Origin of the sequence: Altererythrobacter sp. B11 (assembly GCF_003569745.1) — a bacterium.
Lineage (GTDB): Bacteria > Pseudomonadota > Alphaproteobacteria > Sphingomonadales > Sphingomonadaceae > Croceibacterium_C.
In genome coordinates, this window is the sequence record NZ_AP018498.1 from 423,962 (window position 1) to 440,499 (window position 16,538).

Below are 16,538 nucleotides of genomic sequence, written 5' to 3' on the forward strand. Positions count from 1 at the left end.
GCCGAACACGGCTGCATGGGGCATAGCCCAGCAGATCCGCTTGGCGGCGACGATGCGACCCGTCAGCCGCTATCTGGCAGAGAGAGGCCGTAAGTGCAATCGGAAGGCGGAAAATTCTAAAATATGTGAAGTCCGCAGGCTTCACACTTCGTCGAGCAGATCGGCAAGGTCGATCCCCAGCCGTTCCATCCGCGCGCGGATCTGCGGCCACTCTTCCGCCAGGAAGGCGGCGCGCTCCGCCATGCGGAGCTGCCGCGCCGCGCCTTCGCGCACGAACATCCCCACACCGCGCTGCACACGGATCAGCCCGTCGGCCTGAAATTGCTGATAGGCCTTGGCCACCGTCAGCGGATTGGCCCCCTGTTCCGCAGCAAAGGCGCGCACCGAAGGCAGCATGTCCCCTTCCGCATAGCGGCCTTCGATGATCGCCGCGGCGATCATTTCGCGCAGGCGCATATAGACGGGGCGATTGTCGGACATCCGGGTGATGCAGTGCCATAATACAGCGCGGCAGGTCAAGCGCCCGCCCGCAGCCATGCGATGGTCACAGATGCAACAAATTGCTTCACAAGACCGATTTGACGGCTAGGTTCACCCGCCTAAACCAGCATCAGCGACAATCGAAAAGACGAGAAGAGGGGCCGGATGAAGGATATCGCGCTGTGGGACGAAGGCGACTGGATCGCCGCCATCGCCGCCGTCCTCCTGTTCCTCGTCCTGGCTGTCGGCGGCCTGATCGCCGCCCGCCGCAGCGAAGAGGTGGTGGGCCACCCGCGCGGGCTGTTCGTGCTGTTCTACACCGAGATGTGGGAGCGCTTTTCCTATTACGGCATGCGCGCCCTGCTCATCCTGTATCTCACCAAGCACTGGCTGTTCGCGGACGGCAAGGCGAACCTGATCTACGGCGCCTATACGAGCCTGGTTTACATCACCCCGGTGCTGGGCGGCTGGCTGGCGGATCGCTATCTCGGCCAACGCAAGGCAGTGATGTTCGGCGGCATCCTGCTGGCCCTGGGCCACGGCTTCATGGCCTTCGAAGGCAACGGCAGCGGCTTCGCCAACGATCCCACCGTCAACATCTTCTGGATGGCGCTGGCCTTCATCATCGTCGGCTCCGGCTTCCTCAAGGCGAATATCTCCGTGATCGTCGGGCAGCTGTACCGCCTCACCGATGAGCGTCGCGACAGCGCCTACACCATCTTCTACATGGGCATTAACACGGGCGCCGCGCTGGGCACCGTGCTGGTCGGCTATCTCGGCGAAACGATCGGCTGGGGCTATGGCTTCGGTCTGGCCGGGATCGGCATGGTGCTGGGCCTGGTAATCTTCGCCTTCGGCAGGCCCGCGCTGATGGGCCAGGGGGAGCCGCCGGCGCCGCTGGCCAAGGCGCACGAATACGGCCTCTATGCCGTGGGCGTGGCCGCAGTCGCCGCGATCTGGTTCCTGATCCAGTATCAGAACGTGGTCGGCACGCTGCTCGGCATCTGCGGCGCGCTGCTGCTCGGCTATGTTCTGTTCGAGGCGTTCAAGATGCCCAGGCATCCGCGCGAACGGATCTTCGCGATCATCTTCCTGGTGGCACTGCAGCCGCTGTTCTGGGGCCTGTTCGAACAGGCTGGGGGCAGCCTCAACCTCTTCACCGATCGCTTCGTGGACCGCGGGGGCGTGCCTGCATCGCTGTTCCAGTCGATCAATGCGATCTTCATTGTGCTGCTGGGCCCGATCTTCGCCGCCCTGTGGATTTTCCTCGCCAAGCGCGGGATCGAACCCTCCACGCCGGCAAAGTTCGGCCTCGGCATCGTGCAGGTCGGGCTCGGTTTTCTGGTCTTTACCTGGGGCGCCCATGCGCTGGGCGGGGCGCTCGTGCCGGTGGTGCTCGTGTTCCTGATCTATTTCCTCCACACCTCTGGCGAGCTGTGTCTGTCGCCCGTGGGGCTTTCCGCGATGAACCGGCTGGCGCCGCGCCACATGGCCTCGCTCATCATGGGCGCGTGGTTCTTCATGACCGCCGGTGGCAATTTCGTGGCCGGCAAAATCGGCGAAGCGACCGGCGGCGAAGGCGGGGAAATGACCAAGGAAGGTGCGCTGGCGATCTACACTTCGATCGGCTGGGTCGCGCTGGGGATCGGCGTGGTCGTCGTGATCGTCTCGCCGCTGGTCAAGCGGTGGATGCATCTCGATACGCTCAAGGACGACAATGTGGGCGACGATCTGCTGGGTGAAGACGAAGCTGCGGAACCGCAGGCCGCCGGCTTCCATCCGGCGACCAGGCCGAATAACTGACAAAGCATAAACGGGGGCAAGACATGAGGACACGCGTCACGCTGGCGCTGGCAATGGCCGGGCTGCTGGCCGGCTGTGCCACCACCGGGGCCGGGACCAGGACGGCGGCGGCAGCACCGCCGGCCGATCCCTATCCCTCTACCTACCGCGCCTATCCCGGCGAGGCGACCGCGCTGGTGGGCGCCACCGTGTTCGACGGTGCTGGCGGCCGGATCGACAACGGCACTGTGCTCTTCGCCGATGGCAAGGTGGTGGCGGTCGGCGGGCCCGACCTCGCCATTCCCGCGCAATATCGGCGGATCGACGGCGCCGGAAAATTCGTCACCCCTGGCGTGATCGACGTCCATTCCCATCTCGGCGACTATCCGACGCCCGAGGTGGAGGCGAACTCCGACGGCAATGAAGCGACCAGCCCCGCGACGCCCGAGGTGTGGGCCGAGCATTCCGTATGGCCGCAGGATCCCGGCTTCACCCGCGCGCTGGCCAACGGGGGCGTCACCGCCCTCCAGATTCTCCCCGGATCGGCCAATCTGATGGGCGGCCGTTCGGTGACGCTCAAGAACGTGCCCAGCCGCACGGTGCAGGGAATGAAGTTCCCCGGCGCGCCCTACAGCCTGAAGATGGCCTGCGGAGAAAATCCCAAGCGCGTCTATGGCGAGAAGGGGCAGATGCCCTCCACGCGCATGGGCAATTTCGCCGTCAATCGGCAGACTTGGCTGGATGCGAAGGAATATGCGGCAGGAGACCGCCAGAAGCGCGATCTCGCCAAGGAGACGCTGGCCGGCGTGCTGGACGGGCGCATCCTGGTGCAGAACCACTGCTATCGCGCCGACGAGATGGCGCTGGTGATCGATATGGCCAAGGAAATGGGCTATAAGGTCACCGCCTTCCACCACGCGGTCGAAAGCTACAAGATCGCCGATCTCCTGCGCGAGAACGACATCTGCTCCGCCGTATGGGCCGACTGGTATGGCTTCAAGATGGAAGCCTATGACGCGATCCCCGAAAATGCGGCGCTGCTGGCCCAGTCCGGCGCCTGCGTGATCATCCATTCGGACGACGCCAACGGCATCCAGCGGCTCAACCAGGAAGCCGCCAAGGCGCAGGCGGACGGCAGGCGGATGGGGATCGACATTCCCGATGCACAGGTGGTCGGGTGGTTCACGCTGAACGCGGCCAAGGCCATGGGGATCGACAAGGTCACCGGCAGCCTCGAAGGCGGCAAGATGGCCGATCTGGTGCTGTGGAACGGCAACCCCCTGTCCGTCTATTCCCGGCCCGAGAAGGTGTGGATCGACGGTGCGCTGATGTATGACGCGCTGGACCGTGAACGGCGGCCGGTGAGCGATTTCGAGCTTGGCCAGCCCGGCGAAGGAGACGTGAAATGATCGCTCGCCTTCTCCTTGGCGCGGCGCTGGCCGCCTCCGCCGTTCCTGCCGCTGCGCAGGACTTCGTGGTCAACAACGCACGGCTGGTGCTCGGCGACGGCAGCGACCCGATCGAGGGCGGCCATGTGGTCGTGCGCGGCGGGAAAGTCGTGGAGGCCGGCGCGGGCAGCGCCTCCTCCGCCACCGGCCTGCCGGTGATCGACGCACAGGGCAAATGGGTCACGCCCGGCCTGTTCGCGGCGATGACCGACCTCGGCCTGTGGGACGTCGAGGCGGTGGACGAGAGCAACGACACCCGCCCGCGCGGCTCACCTTTCGGCGCCGCGCTGGATGTCGCCCCGGCGATCAACGCCGCCTCCGAACCGATCGAGATTACCCGCGCGGCCGGCATTACGCGGGCCACCGTCACCGCCTATCCCGGCAGCACGATCTTCGCCGGGCAGGGGGCGGTGATCGATCTCGGCGCCGATCCGCAGGCGGTGGAGAAGGCGCGGGCCTTCCAGTTCGTGGTGCTGGGGGAGCAGGGCGCACGGATCGCCGGCCGCAGCCGGATCGCGGCGCACGCCGCGCTGCGCAACGCGCTGCGCGAGGCGAGCGACCTTTCCACCCGGCAGGATCTGTCGGCGGCGCAGGACCCCCGGCTTGCCGGCAGCAGCGCGGAACGGCCTAGCGATACGCTGCTCACCCGCTTCGATGCCGCCGCGCTGGTGCCGGTGGTGACGGGGCGGCAGCCGCTCTATGTGGGTGTGGACCGGGCGGCGGATATCCGTTCGGTGCTGGCGCTGCGGCAGGAATTCCCCAAGCTGGACCTCGTGCTGGTCGGCGCGGCCGAGGGATGGCTGGTGGCGGACGAAATCGCCGCCGCGCGCGTTCCGGTGCTGGCGCAGGCCCTGCTCGATCTCCCCGCCGCCTTCGAAACGCTGGCCTCAACCCAGTCCAACATCGGGCGGATGCAGGATGCGGGCGTGAAGGTGGCCATCGGCGGCTTCTGGAGCACCTCCACCTATGCCAGGTGGGAGACGCAGTTCGCCGGCAACCTCGTGGCGCTCAACAAGCTGCCCGGCGCGGCGGGGCTGAGCTGGGGCGAAGCCTTCGCCGCGATCAGCTCGGTCCCCGCAGAGATCAGCGGCATGGGCGGCAAGGCGGGCGTGCTGAAGCCCGGCGCCCATGGCGATGTGGTGATCTGGGACGGCGACCCGCTGGAGCTGAGTTCCGCGCCGCTGCGGATCTTCGTCGACGGGGTGGAGCAGCCGCTCGACAACCATCAGACACGGCTGCGCGAGCGCTATCGCACGCCCGCCCCGGGCGACCTGCCCAAGGCCTACGACTGGTGAAGCAGATGAAGCATAGCCTCCTCGCCCTCGCGCTCGTCGCTGCGGCCGCCCCTGTGGCGGCGCAGCAGGGCGAAGGGGTCGATCATTCGCAGGACCTCGCCTGGCAGAACCAGCAGACGCTGGCCCTCGCCCGGCGCGCGGCGGAGGGGTGGTATGCCCTGCCGGGCGGGCTGCTGTGGCGGCGCGTGGCGGGCGACGGCAGCGGCCCTGCTCCCACCGTGGATGACACGGTGACGGTGAATTACGAAGGCACGCTGGTGGACGGCACGAAGTTCGACAGCTCGTGGGATCGCGGCGAGCCGGCCACCTTCCCGCTGCGCGGGCTGGTGCCGGCCTGGCAACTCGCCATCCCGCAGATGGGCGTGGGCGACACGATCGAGATCGCCGCCCCGGCCTCGCTCGCCTACGGCCCGCGCGGCCGCGGCCCGATCCCGGGCGGCGCCACGCTGCTGTTCAGGATCGAACTGCTGGGGATCGAGGGCGTGGAGACCCCCTGAGACAAACCGAAAGCGCGTGGCCGATCAGGCCCGCGCTTCCTCCACCCCGGCGCTGTTGTGGCGCAGGGCGGCCAGCACCGTCTCGATGATCTGCGGCGCGTTGAGCCCCGCCTCGTCATACTGGCGTTCCGGCGTATCATGATCCTGGAACAGGTCCGGCAGGCGCATGGTGCGGATCTTCAGGCCGCTGTCGATGAGCCCTTCGTCGCTCGCCAGCGTCAGCACATGGGCGCCGAGGCCGCCGATGCTGCCTTCCTCCAGCGTCACCACCACGTCGTGCGTGGCGATCAGCTTGCGGATCAGCGCGCTGTCCAGCGGCTTGGCGAAGCGGAGATCGGCGACGGTGGTCGGCAGCCCCTTCGCATCCAGCTGATCGGCGGCCTTGAGCGCTTCCGCCAGCCGCGTGCCCAGGCTGAGCAGCGCCACCTTGCTGCCCTGCCGGACGATCCGCCCCTTGCCGATCTGCAGCCGCTCCGGCACCTCCGGCAGCGGCACGCCAATGCCTGAACCGCGCGGATAGCGGAAGGCGATCGGGCCTTCGTCATGTTCCGCGGCGGTGTAGGTCATATGCACCAGCTCCGCCTCGTCCGCCGGGGCCATCACCACGAAATTCGGCAGCGTCGCCAGATAGGTGATGTCGAAGGAGCCGGCGTGCGTGGCGCCGTCCGCCCCCACCAGCCCGGCGCGGTCGATCGCGAAGCGGACCGGCAGGTTCTGGATCGCCACGTCATGGACCACCTGGTCGAACGCGCGCTGCAGGAAAGTGGAATAGATCGCGCAGAAGGGCCGCATGCCCTGCGCCGCCAGGCCGGCCGCGAAGGTCACTGCGTGCTGTTCGGCAATGCCCACGTCGAAGGCGCGGGCGGGGTGCGCGCGCGTGAATTTGTCCACTCCGGTGCCGCCGGGCATGGCCGCGGTGATGGCGCAGATGCGCTGGTCGGTTTCCGCCAGCTTGGTCAGCGTTTCCCCGAACACGTTCTGATAGGCGGGCGGGCCCCCGGCGCTCTTCTTCTGCTCGCCGGTGATTACGTCGAACTTCTGGACGCCGTGATATTTGTCGGCGCTGTTTTCGGCGGGGGCATAGCCCTTGCCCTTCTGCGTCACGACATGGACCAGCACCGGGCCTTCTTCCGCATCGCGGACATTTTCCAGCACCGGGATCAGATGGTCCAGATTGTGCCCGTCGATCGGCCCAACGTAATAGAAGCCCAGTTCCTCGAACAGCGTGCCCCCGGTCACCATGCCGCGGGTGAATTCCTCCGCCTTGCCGAGCGAGGTGTGCACCCGGCGGGAGAACTTGCGCGCCACCTTGGAGGCCAGACTGCGCAGGCCGAGATATTCGGAGGAGGACACGACCCGCGCGAGATAGGCCGACAGCCCGCCCACAGGCGGCGCGATCGACATGTCGTTGTCGTTGAGGATCACGACCAGGCGATTGCCCGCCTGTTCGGCATTGTTCATCGCCTCATAGGCCATGCCGGCGCTCATCGCGCCGTCGCCGATCACCGCAATCGCCTTGCCCGGCGCGCAATTGAGCTTGTTGGCCACGGCGAAGCCCAGGCCGGCCGAAATCGAGGTGGAGGAATGCGCCGCGCCGAACGGATCATATTCGCTTTCGCTGCGCTTGGTGAAGCCGGAAAGTCCCCCGCCCTGCCGCAGTGTGCGGATGCGATCGCGCCGCCCGGTGAGGATCTTGTGCGGATAGGCCTGGTGGCCGACGTCCCAGATCAGCCGGTCATCCGGCGTGTTGAACACGTAATGGAGCGCAACCGTCAGCTCCACCACGCCGAGACCGGAACCGAGATGGCCGCCGGTGGAGCCCACCGCATCGATCATTTCGGCGCGCAATTCGTCTGCCAGCTGGCGCAGGCGCTGCGGTTCCAGCTTGCGCAGGTCGCGCGGCGTATCGACTGTATCGAGGAGGGGCGTTTCGGGCCGAGGCATAATCCTGCTGCCTTACACAGCCGCGCAGGGTCTGTCGATGAACGAGGTCGCGCGCCTTAACCCGCGCAATCGTTGCACAATCCGCGCAGTTCCACCACCGGGCGCACATCGGCGAAGCCGGCCTCCTGCCCGGCGGCGCGCAATGCGCCGGTCAGGCGATCGTCATCCAGATGGGTGGCGCTGCCGCAATCGTCGCAGATCAGGAATATGCAATCGTGGCGGCAACCCGGATGGGTGTTGGCAAGATAGGCATTGGCGCTTTCGATCCGGTTCGCCAGATTGTTGCGCACGAACAGATCGAGAATACGATAAACGCTGTTGGCCGCCACGCGCTTGCCGCGCCTGTTGCCGACCTTTTCGGCGATGTCATAGGCGGAGGCGGGCCGATCCTCTTCCGCCAGCGCCTGGAACACATCGGCGCGCATGGCAGTCCATTGCTCGCCCGCATGGGTCAGTACGCTCTGCGCTTCTTCGATCAGCTGCGCGCCGGAATGTTCGTGATGCTTATGCCCTGCCATCACGCCAATATAGGCCTACGCGCCGCGCGGGACAATCGAGCGGTCGGCCGGCGGATGATCAGCCGGCCTGGAAGCTGGCGCTGTAAAGCGAAGGATACATCTGCTTGAGCGCGACCACCTTGGGCGCATCCCACCGGCGAATGTAGGGATGGTTGGGGTTCTTCTCCGCGAAATCCTGATGATAGGCTTCGGCCGGATAGAACTTCTTCGGCGCTTCGATCCGAACCACGATCGGGCTGGACCACACGCCGCTCTTCGCCATCTGCGCAAGGTAATCCTTCGCCACCTCGCTCTGTTCCTTGTTCAGCGGAACCAGCGCGGCGCGATATTGCGTGCCCGAATCCGGCCCCTGCCGGTTCTTGAGCGTGGGATCGGCCACGACCGAGAAGAACACCTGCAGCAGCTGGTCATAGCGGACCACGGAGGGGTCATAGACGACCTTCACGGATTCGGCGTGGCCGGTGCGCCCCGTCGATACCGTCTCGTAATTCGCGGTGTCGGCGGCGCCGCCGTGATAGCCGGAAACGGCGCTTTTCACGCCCTTAAGGTGGCTGAACACAGCCTCCACGCCCCAGAAGCACCCGCCGGAGAAGATCGCAGTTTTCAGCCCCTTGCCTTCATTCGCCTTCACGGTCGCGACCGGTGCATCGAACGCGCCTTCGGCGGCGAGCGCGGGGGCCTGCAGGGCGACGACAGCCATTGCCCCCGCGGCGAGAAGGGAAAGGGCGCGCCTCATGCTACCAGCTGCGGCACGATTTTTACGGCCAGCACTGCCGCAGTGATACCGAAGCCCAGAAAAAAGGCGCGGAAAAGGTCGGGCTTGAACAGGTCCATGGCGGGGGACTTTCGCTTCGCTTGCTACGTGAGCCATCGGTCCTACTCCCTGCCGGATTGCAAAGCGGTGAACGCGCTGTCTCTGCTTCATTCAGCCGGCATATGGTTGTGCGGACCGGCCCAACCCAAGAGAAGGTGGGTCGAGCCGTTCTGTATGAGCGGTGAGTGGAGCTGGGGCTGTTGCGAATGGCCCGCGCCCACTGGATTCCCGCCTGCGAAGGAATGACGAAGGGGGGCGCTCGCTTCCATCAGACCGCCGGGCCGGCGACTTCCCCACCAAGCCCGCTCGTCCTGAGCCTGTCGAAGGACGCGCTCGGCCACTGCGGTATCACACCCCAACCCGTCACCCCGGGTTTGACCAAGGTCCCCCGCACCCTGTGCGTTTCCTACGCACCGCCAAAGAGCTACCGCCGACGCGCTCTTTGCACCGTCAATCCTCGCAAAATGCGCCATCGCGCGGCGCTTTCAGACGTGCTGTTGGAAAGCCCCGTTTTCCGCCAATGAACCCTGTTCCACGGCGTTCCAAGCGTTGCTCACGCACGACGAACCGAGTGGCCGCAGGACTGTGCCCTGCCCGCCTGGATTCCCGCCTGCGCGGGAATGACGAGGGGGGGGGCGCCCCTCGGCCACCACCCCCGCTCGTCCTGAGCCTGTCGAAGGACGCGCGAGCCCTTCCCCGGCGATCAGTGCCGGAAGTGGCGCATCCCGGTGAACACCATGGCGATGCCGGCCGCATCTGCCGCCGTGATCACCTCTTCGTCGCGCATGGCCCCGCCCGGCTGAATCACAGCCGTGGCGCCGGCGGCGATGGCCGCTTCCAGCCCGTCGGCGAAGGGCAGGAAGGCGTCGCTTGCCATGGCGCTGCCCTGCGTGCGTGGCTGGGGCCAACCGGCGGCTTCGGCCGCTTCCTTCGCGCGGATCGCGGCGATGCGGGCGCTGTCCCGCCGGTTCATCTGCCCGGCGCCGATCCCCGCCGTCGCGCCATCCCGCGCAAAGACGATGGCGTTGGATTTGACATGGCGCGCAACGGTCCAGGCGAACAGGCAGTCGGCCAGTTCCTGCGGCGTCGGCTCGCGCTTCGTCACCACCTTCAGATCCTGCGGCGAAACCGCCCCATTGTCGCGGCTCTGCACCAGCAGCCCGCCCGCGATGGTCTTGAGTTGCAGGCCCGGGCGGCGCGGATTGGGCAGATCCTCCACCAGCAGCAGGCGCAGGTTCTTCTTCGCGGCAAAGGCGGCGCGAGCCGCGTCATCCGCGCCGGGCGCGATCACGACTTCGGTGAAGATCTCGCAGATGGCGGCGGCCGTTTCACCGTCCAGCGGCCGGTTGACCGCCACGATGCCGCCGAAGGCGGAAACGGCATCGCAGGCGAGCGCTTCCTGCCATGCCCCGAGCAGCGTCGGCGCCTGAGCGACGCCGCAGGGATTGGCGTGCTTCACGATCACCACCGCCGGATCGCCGCCGGCAAATTCCGCCACCAGTTCCAGCGCGGCATCGGCATCGTTGTAATTGTTGTAGCTCAGTTCCTTGCCCTGCAGCTGCACGGCCTGCGGAATGCCGCGCGTGGCTACGGACTGACCGGTGTAGATTGCCGCCGCCTGATGCGGATTCTCGCCATAGCGCAGCTCCGCCTCGCGGCGGAAAGCCAGCGGCATGGTTTCCGGGAAAGGCGTCGCCCCCAGCGCATCCGGCCCCAGCGGGTTGGCATAGGCATCGCCCCAGGCGAACCAGTTGGCGATCGCCGCATCATAGCTCGCCGTGCGGGCGAAGGCCTTGGCCGCCATGCGGATGCGGAAGGCGCGGGTGGTGGCGCCATCATTCTCCGCCAGTTCCTCCAGCAGCGCCGGATAGTCCGCCGGATCGGCGATGATCGTCACGCTGCCGTGGTTCTTGGAGGCGGAACGGATCATCGCCGGGCCGCCGATATCGATATTCTCGATGATCTCCTCACGCCCGGCGCCGCGCGCCACGGTCTGCTCGAACGGGTAGAGATTGCAGATCAGCAGGTCGATCGGCTTGATGTCATGCGCATCCATCGCCGCCAAATGATCGGCATCGTCGCGGATGGCCAGGAGGCCGCCGTGGATGGCGGGGTGCAGCGTCTTCACGCGGCCATCCATCATCTCGGGAAAGCCAGTGGCGTCCGACACGTCGCTGACGTCCAGCCCGGCATCTCGCAGCGCCCGGGCCGTGCCGCCGGTGGAGACGAGTTCCACGCCGCCCTTCGCCAGCCGCGAGGCCAGTTCGACCACGCCGCTCTTGTCGGACACTGAAATCAGCGCCCGCCGGATGGCCACCTCACCCATTGCTGCTTACCTCATCTTCTTCAAAAGCCAGGAGAAATTGCCGCCCCCACGAGAGAGCAGGCCTTGCAGCACCAGTTGCTGCGTGGGATGTGGACGGCCTTCGCCGTCCACCCAGATGCTTTCATCCACTTCCAGCGTGCCTTCGCCGGTGACGAATTGCCAGAAGCTGCCATCGGGCAGCGCAAGGCTGGCCCCGCGCTTGTTCTCGGCCAGCGAGATATCGATACCCTGCCCGAGATGGAAGCGGATGGCGAAGGCGATCTTGCCGCGCTTGCCCTTGCGGCCCGAGGGAAGCAGCAGGTCTTCTCCGCGCAATTCGGTGCCGTCGTCGCGCAGCAGCAGGATGCGCCGGTGGATCAGGCCGAAGCGCCCGGCATAGCCATCGTGACTGGCTTCCAGCCGCGTGGCGCTGCCGCCCTTGTCGAAGGTGACCATGCGCCGGTCCACCTCCACCTCGCCCACGCCGGCACCAAGCTTGCCATTGATGAGCACGGCGGTGGAATTGGCATCGCCCAGCACCAGCGTGGAGTGGGCGGCGGTGGCGCGCAGGCCCTGCTCGATCCGCACCGGCACCAGCCCGCCGGCGAACGCCGCGCCGCCGCAATTGACGATCAGGCGGTGATCGCCGTGGGAAAATTCGAACGCCAGCGTGGAAGCGCAGCCATGGCGGGCGTGGCGCGCCAGCGGCGGCGGGGCGGCGTCGAAATGCAGCACGCTGCGGCCGGCGGAGACGCGCTGATAGCCCCATTGTCGCGCATCGCGCAGCGGCCGCGTGCGCACCCCGCTCGCCGCCACCAGAGCCGCAATCCGCTCTGCCGGAACGGCCCCGGCGCCCTGCCAATTGCCCAGCCCGCCATCGGCATGGGTGAGGCCCAGCAGCGGCGGAACCAGCATCTGCAGCATTCCGTCTATCGCCTGCGGCGGATCGCGGCGGGTGGCGCGATAGCAGGCGGAAAGCTCCACCAGCAGGGCGATGGCTTCCATCTGCGCCAGCGGGCTGCGCGACAGCACGCCGCCGTCATTGCCCACGAGGTCGCCCAGCACGCGCACCAGCCCGGCCTCGCCGAACAGGCGGCGCGGCTTGCCATCGGGCAGCAGCAGGCCGGCAGCGGTGACGGCGGACCAGCCGGCGAGTTCGTCCAGCCGGTCATCCGCGCGCCCGACATTGCGATCGAGCCAGCGGGCCGTATCCTCGATCGCCGTCAGGACGCGGGCCCGCAGCGCCTTGTCCTGCCCGGATAAGATCAGCGGCGCATGGGCCAGCCAGGCGAGCAGGCGGTGCCCGGCGTGGCCGACGTTCCACGCCGCCCCCTTGCCGGGCTGCGCGTTGCTTTCAAGCCAGGCCGCCAGCACCCGGTCCGCCGTCTGCGCGCATTGCGGGCGCTGGTTGCAGGCCTCCAGATCGCGCAGCCAGGTGAAGCCGTGAACCACCCGCTCGAACGGCGGAGTCAGCTTCGCGGCGGGCGAGAAATCGACCTGAGCGATCGGCATCTTGACGCCGTGGACGAGGAAGTGCCCCGCCCGCAGCCCCATGCCCGCCACCCGGTCGCCTGTCAGCGGGCTTTCCACCGTCGCCAGCAAGCGCGGCCGGGCAGGCTTGCGGAACGGTGCCACCAGCGTGGAGCCGGGAATGCCGCAGCGATAGGCCAGCCGCATCAACCGCTCGCCCACTGTGGTTTCAGGGGCGTCGAAATCGGTCACTGCCAGCGCGCGCGTCGGCTCGATCAGGCCGCCGACAGCAGGACGGACGGCGCCTGCCGCATCCGGCCGCTGCTCCACCAGCGGCTCTTCCGCCTTGTTGTCGAGCGGAATGGCCATGCGTCCGGCTCCTTTTGCCGCCTCGGGGCGGTGCGCCGCCCTTGTACGGGTGACGCTTTCGCTCATGCGCCCCTCAGCGCCGCTATATTGGCCGCGTAACGCCCCGGACCACCGCTGAATGCGGCCGATCCGGCCACGAGAACGTCCGCCCCCGCTTCGGCGCAAAGGCGGGCGGTCTCAGGGTTGACGCCGCCGTCCACCTCCAGCCGGATATCGCGCCCGCTCTTGTCGATCATCTTGCGCACCGCCTCCACCTTGCGAAGCTGCGAGGCGATGAACGACTGGCCGCCGAAACCGGGGTTGACGCTCATCACCAGCACGAGATCGACTTCATCAATCAGATAATCGAGCATCTTGGCCGGAGTTCCGGGATTGAGCGAGACCCCCGCCCGCTTTCCCAGTGCCTTGATCGCCTGCACGGTGCGATGGACATGCGCCCCGGCTTCGGGATGCACGGTAATGATATCCGCCCCCGCTTCTGCGAAAGGCGCAAGCCAGGCATCGACGGGTGAGACCATCAGATGCACATCGAAAGGCTTCGTAGAATGCGGCCGCAAGGCCTTGACCACGGCCGGCCCGATAGTGAGGTTGGGCACGAAATGCCCATCCATCACATCAACGTGGATCCAGTCCGCCCCCGCCGCGTCGATCGCGCGCACCTCTTCCCCGAGCCGCGCGAAGTCGGCCGAGAGGATCGAGGGAGAGATCAGCAAGTCACGCATATTCGCCTTGTTCCGCCCTACGCATGGGCGAATCACCGAACAAGCGGACGAAGAGCAATTTTCCACATAGGCAGAAGGCGAACGGTTTCTTTTTCCGCCCAAGAAAAGCTGACGCGCCGCTGAGCAGGCAATTCAGGGCAAATTCACTGCCCGCCGCCTAATCCGAAAACAAACGGGGTATTGCGCAAATCCGAAACAATCTTCCTTCACCATCGAGGTGGAGACGCGCGTGCCCACCAATGCGAGGTGAACGATAGATGTCCACAACGAAGCACTGGAAACAGGAATTCGCTCTTGCGGGCCGCGCGAGCGTGCTGGCCGCCGCGGGTCTCGCCGCCCTTGCCGCGCCGGTCCCCGCCATGGCGCAGTACACGCAGACGATCAGCAACGATCTGAGCCGCTGCCAAGCCGGCAAGCCATCTGCGGTTATGGTGACGGTGGACAATATCAGCAGCTCCACCGGCAAGGTACGCGTGCAGCTCTACCGTGCAACGAAGGAAGACTGGCTGTCCAAGGGCCGCTGGCTGCGCCGCATCGAGGTGCCCGCGCGGGCCGGTACGATGACCTTCTGCCTGCCCACGCCCGGCCCCGGTTCCTATGGCGTGGCCGTGCGGCACGACGTCAATGGCAACAACCAGACCGACATCACTACCGACGGCGGGGCGATGTCGAACAATCCGAGCCTCAATATCTTCAACCTCGGCAAGCCGCACTTCAAGAAGACCGCCTTCGACGTCGGTTCCTCAGTCACCTCGATCCGTATCCAGATGCGCTATCTGTGATCCGGCTGCGCCGGCGGCGCCAGATCTCGAACAGCGCCCCCGGCGCGGCGAGCAGCGGATGGCGCTCGCGCCAGGGGGTTATCGCGATCGCGATGCCGGTGTGCCGCTCCAGCTTCCAAGCACCGTAGCGCGCGGCGCCATCGAAGGTCGTCGTCGCGCGGATCAGGCGCAGGATGTTCAGCGCCTTGCCCAGCCGCCTGCGACGGGTCCACCAGCGGAGAACCGCACGCCTCTGCCGCGGGGGCATGGCGGGGCGGATTGCTTCGCCCGAGCGGCCGAACGGGACGCCTGAGTCCTCCAGCGCCGCGGGCAACAGGCCCCTGAAATGCGACGCATTGGCGGAGAGGATCGAATCCTCCCGCCCGGGCTTTTCCACGCGCAGCTCCGCACGGTAGGTCGCCCGGAACAGCGCCCGCCAGTAATCCTCTTCCGCCCCCTCTTCAGGCCCCAGCGCGACCGCGAGCCGCGCCGCAGTGCGCATCGCCTGCGCGATGGCCGCCCGTGTTTCAGCGGTAGCCGCTTTGTCACGAGCCCAAATGAGAGCGCTGGGCTGGACGAAACGCGCCCAGATGGTGGTATCGAGCAGTTCGCCCGCTGCCGCTGCCGCGAAGGTGCCCATCGTCAGCGTGGCGATCTTCGCCCGCAGTTCCGTTCCGGCAAACACCCATTCGCGATAGGCGACGCGCGGCCAAATACCGCGTTCGCGCGGCCCCGGCAGCAGGACGTAGAAATCCAGCACGCCTTCCAGCGAGCCGGTGCGCAGATTGGATCCGTAGAACAGCACGGCGCGCGCGCCCGCTTCCTGCCCGAGCATGTCGGCAAAGGCGGCAACGGCAGGATCGATGGGCCTGGCGGGCGCCATTTGCACGCGTGCCGCCAGTGCCCCGCCCCCGGGGCCGGGCACGCTCACGGAATGACGAAGCGCAGCTTCGGCCCGAGCGACAGGGTGTATTGCCCGGCAGGAAAGGCTTCGCCATCCAGGATGAAATTGTCCGCGATGTCCAGGCCGCAGCGCTCGAAGCCGAAGGCATGATAGCCTAACCGGCGCATCTTCGCGCTCGCGCGCCGGCCGTTCAGGATCAGCGGCAGGCGCAGCAGCAGCCCCATGCGCGAGTTATCGAGCACGGCCATCCGCAACGGGGTCCTCACATCGGAGAAGGGCCATAGGCCGGCAGAAAACCGCTCCAGCGTGGAGGCGAACAGGAAATAGCGCTCGTCTCGGCGGCCGATCCCTGAATGAGGGAATTCCTGCCCATCTTCCGCATAAAGCCTTATCGGCGTGCCGCGCCGCCAGACGTTGCCGGCCCGGCCGAACAACGCCTGCATGAAGGTCCACAAGGTGGTGACGAGCACGGCCATGGAATTGAAGGCACCATGGCGATGGGCATCCTGGCCCAGGCTCACGGAGGCGGTAAACACGCCGGCGCCAAACACGAAGCCCTGCACCCGCGCATCCGGATTGTCGCGCCGCGCGATCACCAGCGGCCGGCGTTGCAGGAACTTCCCTTCCTCCGCCGAAGCAAGGGCCGTGGTAAGATTCCACTCCGCACCCAGCCCGAGATCGGTGGCCAGCGCATTGGTCTTGCCGTTGGGAAGCACGATCAGTGGCGGCCAGCTTTCGCCGAACACCCCTGACCCGCAAGTCAGCACATCGCGAACGGTGCCGTCGCCGCCATCCACGACCAGATAGTCGATCCGCTTTTCCGCAAAGCGCGCCAGAATCGCAGGCAATTCGCCGCGCTTCGCCGGCAGTTCGACCATCAGGGTCGCCCGGCCGGAGAATTCCGGCAAGGCTTCCGCGTTGCGATGGCTGCGGCGATTGCGGATCACGCCCACCAGCGGCACCGCGCGAACAGGCGCAGCGGCCCGCCGCAGCGCCGCCTCCGGTGCGCGCTCCACCTCCGGCAGGCTGTCAAAAAGATGGACGGTCCCGTGCATTCCCGACGCCTTAAACAACCGCCTCCAGAAATAGCTACGCAAATTCCACAAATGTCGGACGAACTAACGCATGCCACAAGCATGCTGCCGCCTCAGGATCGCGCGCAACCACCTACACGCCTCCCGTGCACCGGTCGCAACCGACTTGCAAGCAATGTGGAAGGCGAAGGCTCC

General features: G+C 66.8%; 14 protein-coding genes. 5 read left to right on the forward strand and 9 right to left on the reverse strand.

The features are described from left to right. Nucleotides 1-141: 141 nt before the first annotated feature. Nucleotides 142-480 carry a GntR family transcriptional regulator gene (locus tag AEB_RS01900; RefSeq protein ID WP_119081650.1) on the reverse strand — a complete coding sequence of 113 codons (339 nt, stop codon included), beginning with the start codon at nt 478-480 and terminating at the stop codon, nt 142-144. A gap of 165 nt (nt 481-645) precedes the next feature. On the opposite strand from AEB_RS01900, the gene AEB_RS01905 reads away from it, so the two are divergent. The 4 genes from AEB_RS01905 to AEB_RS01920 are packed head-to-tail and all read left to right on the forward strand — an operon-like array spanning nt 646 to nt 5,502. Further along, nucleotides 646-2,283 carry a peptide MFS transporter gene (locus AEB_RS01905; RefSeq protein WP_119081651.1) on the forward strand — a complete coding sequence of 546 codons (1,638 nt, stop codon included), beginning with the start codon at nt 646-648 and terminating at the stop codon, nt 2,281-2,283. A gap of 23 nt (nt 2,284-2,306) precedes the next feature. Continuing rightward, nucleotides 2,307-3,671, forward strand: a complete 1,365-nt coding sequence (locus AEB_RS01910; RefSeq protein ID WP_119081652.1) for an amidohydrolase — start codon at nt 2,307-2,309, stop codon at nt 3,669-3,671. Beyond that, nucleotides 3,668-5,005 (forward strand): amidohydrolase family protein, encoded by a 1,338-nt coding sequence (locus AEB_RS01915; protein ID WP_119081653.1) that lies wholly within the window; start codon nt 3,668-3,670, stop codon nt 5,003-5,005. The genes AEB_RS01910 and AEB_RS01915 overlap by 4 nt, the downstream gene beginning before the upstream one ends. A gap of 5 nt (nt 5,006-5,010) precedes the next feature. Then, nucleotides 5,011-5,502 carry an FKBP-type peptidyl-prolyl cis-trans isomerase gene (locus tag AEB_RS01920; protein ID WP_119081655.1) on the forward strand — a complete coding sequence of 164 codons (492 nt, stop codon included), beginning with the start codon at nt 5,011-5,013 and terminating at the stop codon, nt 5,500-5,502. A gap of 24 nt (nt 5,503-5,526) precedes the next feature. Here the strand turns inward: AEB_RS01920 and dxs are convergent, their stop codons facing one another. From dxs to rpe, 6 genes are all read right to left on the reverse strand, one after another. Further along, complete coding sequence (dxs, locus tag AEB_RS01925) at nt 5,527-7,446, reverse strand: 1-deoxy-D-xylulose-5-phosphate synthase (RefSeq protein WP_442858047.1); 1,920 nt, start codon at nt 7,444-7,446, stop codon at nt 5,527-5,529. A 56-nt stretch (nt 7,447-7,502) separates the two neighbouring features. Next, nucleotides 7,503-7,964 (reverse strand): Fur family transcriptional regulator, encoded by a 462-nt coding sequence (locus tag AEB_RS01930; protein ID WP_119081658.1) that lies wholly within the window; start codon nt 7,962-7,964, stop codon nt 7,503-7,505. A gap of 58 nt (nt 7,965-8,022) precedes the next feature. Further along, on the reverse strand, nt 8,023-8,700 hold the full coding sequence (gene msrA / locus AEB_RS01935) for a peptide-methionine (S)-S-oxide reductase MsrA (protein ID WP_119081660.1): 678 nt from the start codon (nt 8,698-8,700) through the stop codon (nt 8,023-8,025). A 781-nt stretch (nt 8,701-9,481) separates the two neighbouring features. Continuing rightward, nucleotides 9,482-11,104, reverse strand: coding sequence for a bifunctional phosphoribosylaminoimidazolecarboxamide formyltransferase/IMP cyclohydrolase (gene purH / locus AEB_RS01940; protein ID WP_119081662.1), 1,623 nt, complete (start codon nt 11,102-11,104; stop codon nt 9,482-9,484). 6 nt (nt 11,105-11,110) lie between these two features. Continuing rightward, a complete protein-coding gene (locus AEB_RS01945; protein WP_231958860.1) occupies nt 11,111-12,922 on the reverse strand; it encodes a heparinase II/III family protein in 1,812 nt (603 codons plus the stop codon). Between the two features lie 62 nt (nt 12,923-12,984). Continuing rightward, complete coding sequence (gene rpe, locus AEB_RS01950) at nt 12,985-13,644, reverse strand: ribulose-phosphate 3-epimerase (RefSeq protein WP_119081666.1); 660 nt, start codon at nt 13,642-13,644, stop codon at nt 12,985-12,987. A gap of 257 nt (nt 13,645-13,901) precedes the next feature. Here rpe and AEB_RS01955 point away from each other — a divergent pair, with 257 nt between their 5' ends. After that, nucleotides 13,902-14,426 (forward strand): DUF2141 domain-containing protein, encoded by a 525-nt coding sequence (locus tag AEB_RS01955; RefSeq protein WP_119081668.1) that lies wholly within the window; start codon nt 13,902-13,904, stop codon nt 14,424-14,426. Here AEB_RS01955 and AEB_RS01960 read toward each other — a convergent pair. Together AEB_RS01960 and AEB_RS01965 are read right to left on the reverse strand one after the other, a co-directional pair. Next, nucleotides 14,392-15,288: a hypothetical protein gene (locus tag AEB_RS01960; protein ID WP_119081670.1), complete on the reverse strand. Its 897-nt coding sequence runs from the start codon at nt 15,286-15,288 to the stop codon at nt 14,392-14,394. The genes AEB_RS01955 and AEB_RS01960 overlap by 35 nt on opposite strands. Before the next feature lie 44 nt (nt 15,289-15,332). Next, entirely contained in the window at nt 15,333-16,364 is a 1,032-nt protein-coding gene (locus AEB_RS01965; protein WP_119081671.1) for a diacylglycerol kinase family protein, read from the reverse strand. Between the last annotated feature and the right edge of the window lie 174 nt (nt 16,365-16,538).

Coding starts and splice junctions, on each gene's coding strand:
- AEB_RS01900 (WP_119081650.1), bottom strand. CDS start 480: ATGTCCGACAATCGCCCCGTCTATATGCGCCTGCGCGAAATGATCGCC.
- AEB_RS01905 (WP_119081651.1), top strand. CDS start 646: ATGAAGGATATCGCGCTGTGGGACGAAGGCGACTGGATCGCCGCCATC.
- AEB_RS01910 (WP_119081652.1), top strand. CDS start 2,307: ATGAGGACACGCGTCACGCTGGCGCTGGCAATGGCCGGGCTGCTGGCC.
- AEB_RS01915 (WP_119081653.1), top strand. CDS start 3,668: ATGATCGCTCGCCTTCTCCTTGGCGCGGCGCTGGCCGCCTCCGCCGTT.
- AEB_RS01920 (WP_119081655.1), top strand. CDS start 5,011: ATGAAGCATAGCCTCCTCGCCCTCGCGCTCGTCGCTGCGGCCGCCCCT.
- dxs (WP_442858047.1), bottom strand. CDS start 7,446: ATGCCTCGGCCCGAAACGCCCCTCCTCGATACAGTCGATACGCCGCGC.
- AEB_RS01930 (WP_119081658.1), bottom strand. CDS start 7,964: ATGGCAGGGCATAAGCATCACGAACATTCCGGCGCGCAGCTGATCGAA.
- msrA (WP_119081660.1), bottom strand. CDS start 8,700: ATGAGGCGCGCCCTTTCCCTTCTCGCCGCGGGGGCAATGGCTGTCGTC.
- purH (WP_119081662.1), bottom strand. CDS start 11,104: ATGGGTGAGGTGGCCATCCGGCGGGCGCTGATTTCAGTGTCCGACAAG.
- AEB_RS01945 (WP_231958860.1), bottom strand. CDS start 12,922: ATGGCCATTCCGCTCGACAACAAGGCGGAAGAGCCGCTGGTGGAGCAG.
- rpe (WP_119081666.1), bottom strand. CDS start 13,644: ATGCGTGACTTGCTGATCTCTCCCTCGATCCTCTCGGCCGACTTCGCG.
- AEB_RS01955 (WP_119081668.1), top strand. CDS start 13,902: ATGTCCACAACGAAGCACTGGAAACAGGAATTCGCTCTTGCGGGCCGC.
- AEB_RS01960 (WP_119081670.1), bottom strand. CDS start 15,288: ATGGCGCCCGCCAGGCCCATCGATCCTGCCGTTGCCGCCTTTGCCGAC.
- AEB_RS01965 (WP_119081671.1), bottom strand. CDS start 16,364: ATGCACGGGACCGTCCATCTTTTTGACAGCCTGCCGGAGGTGGAGCGC.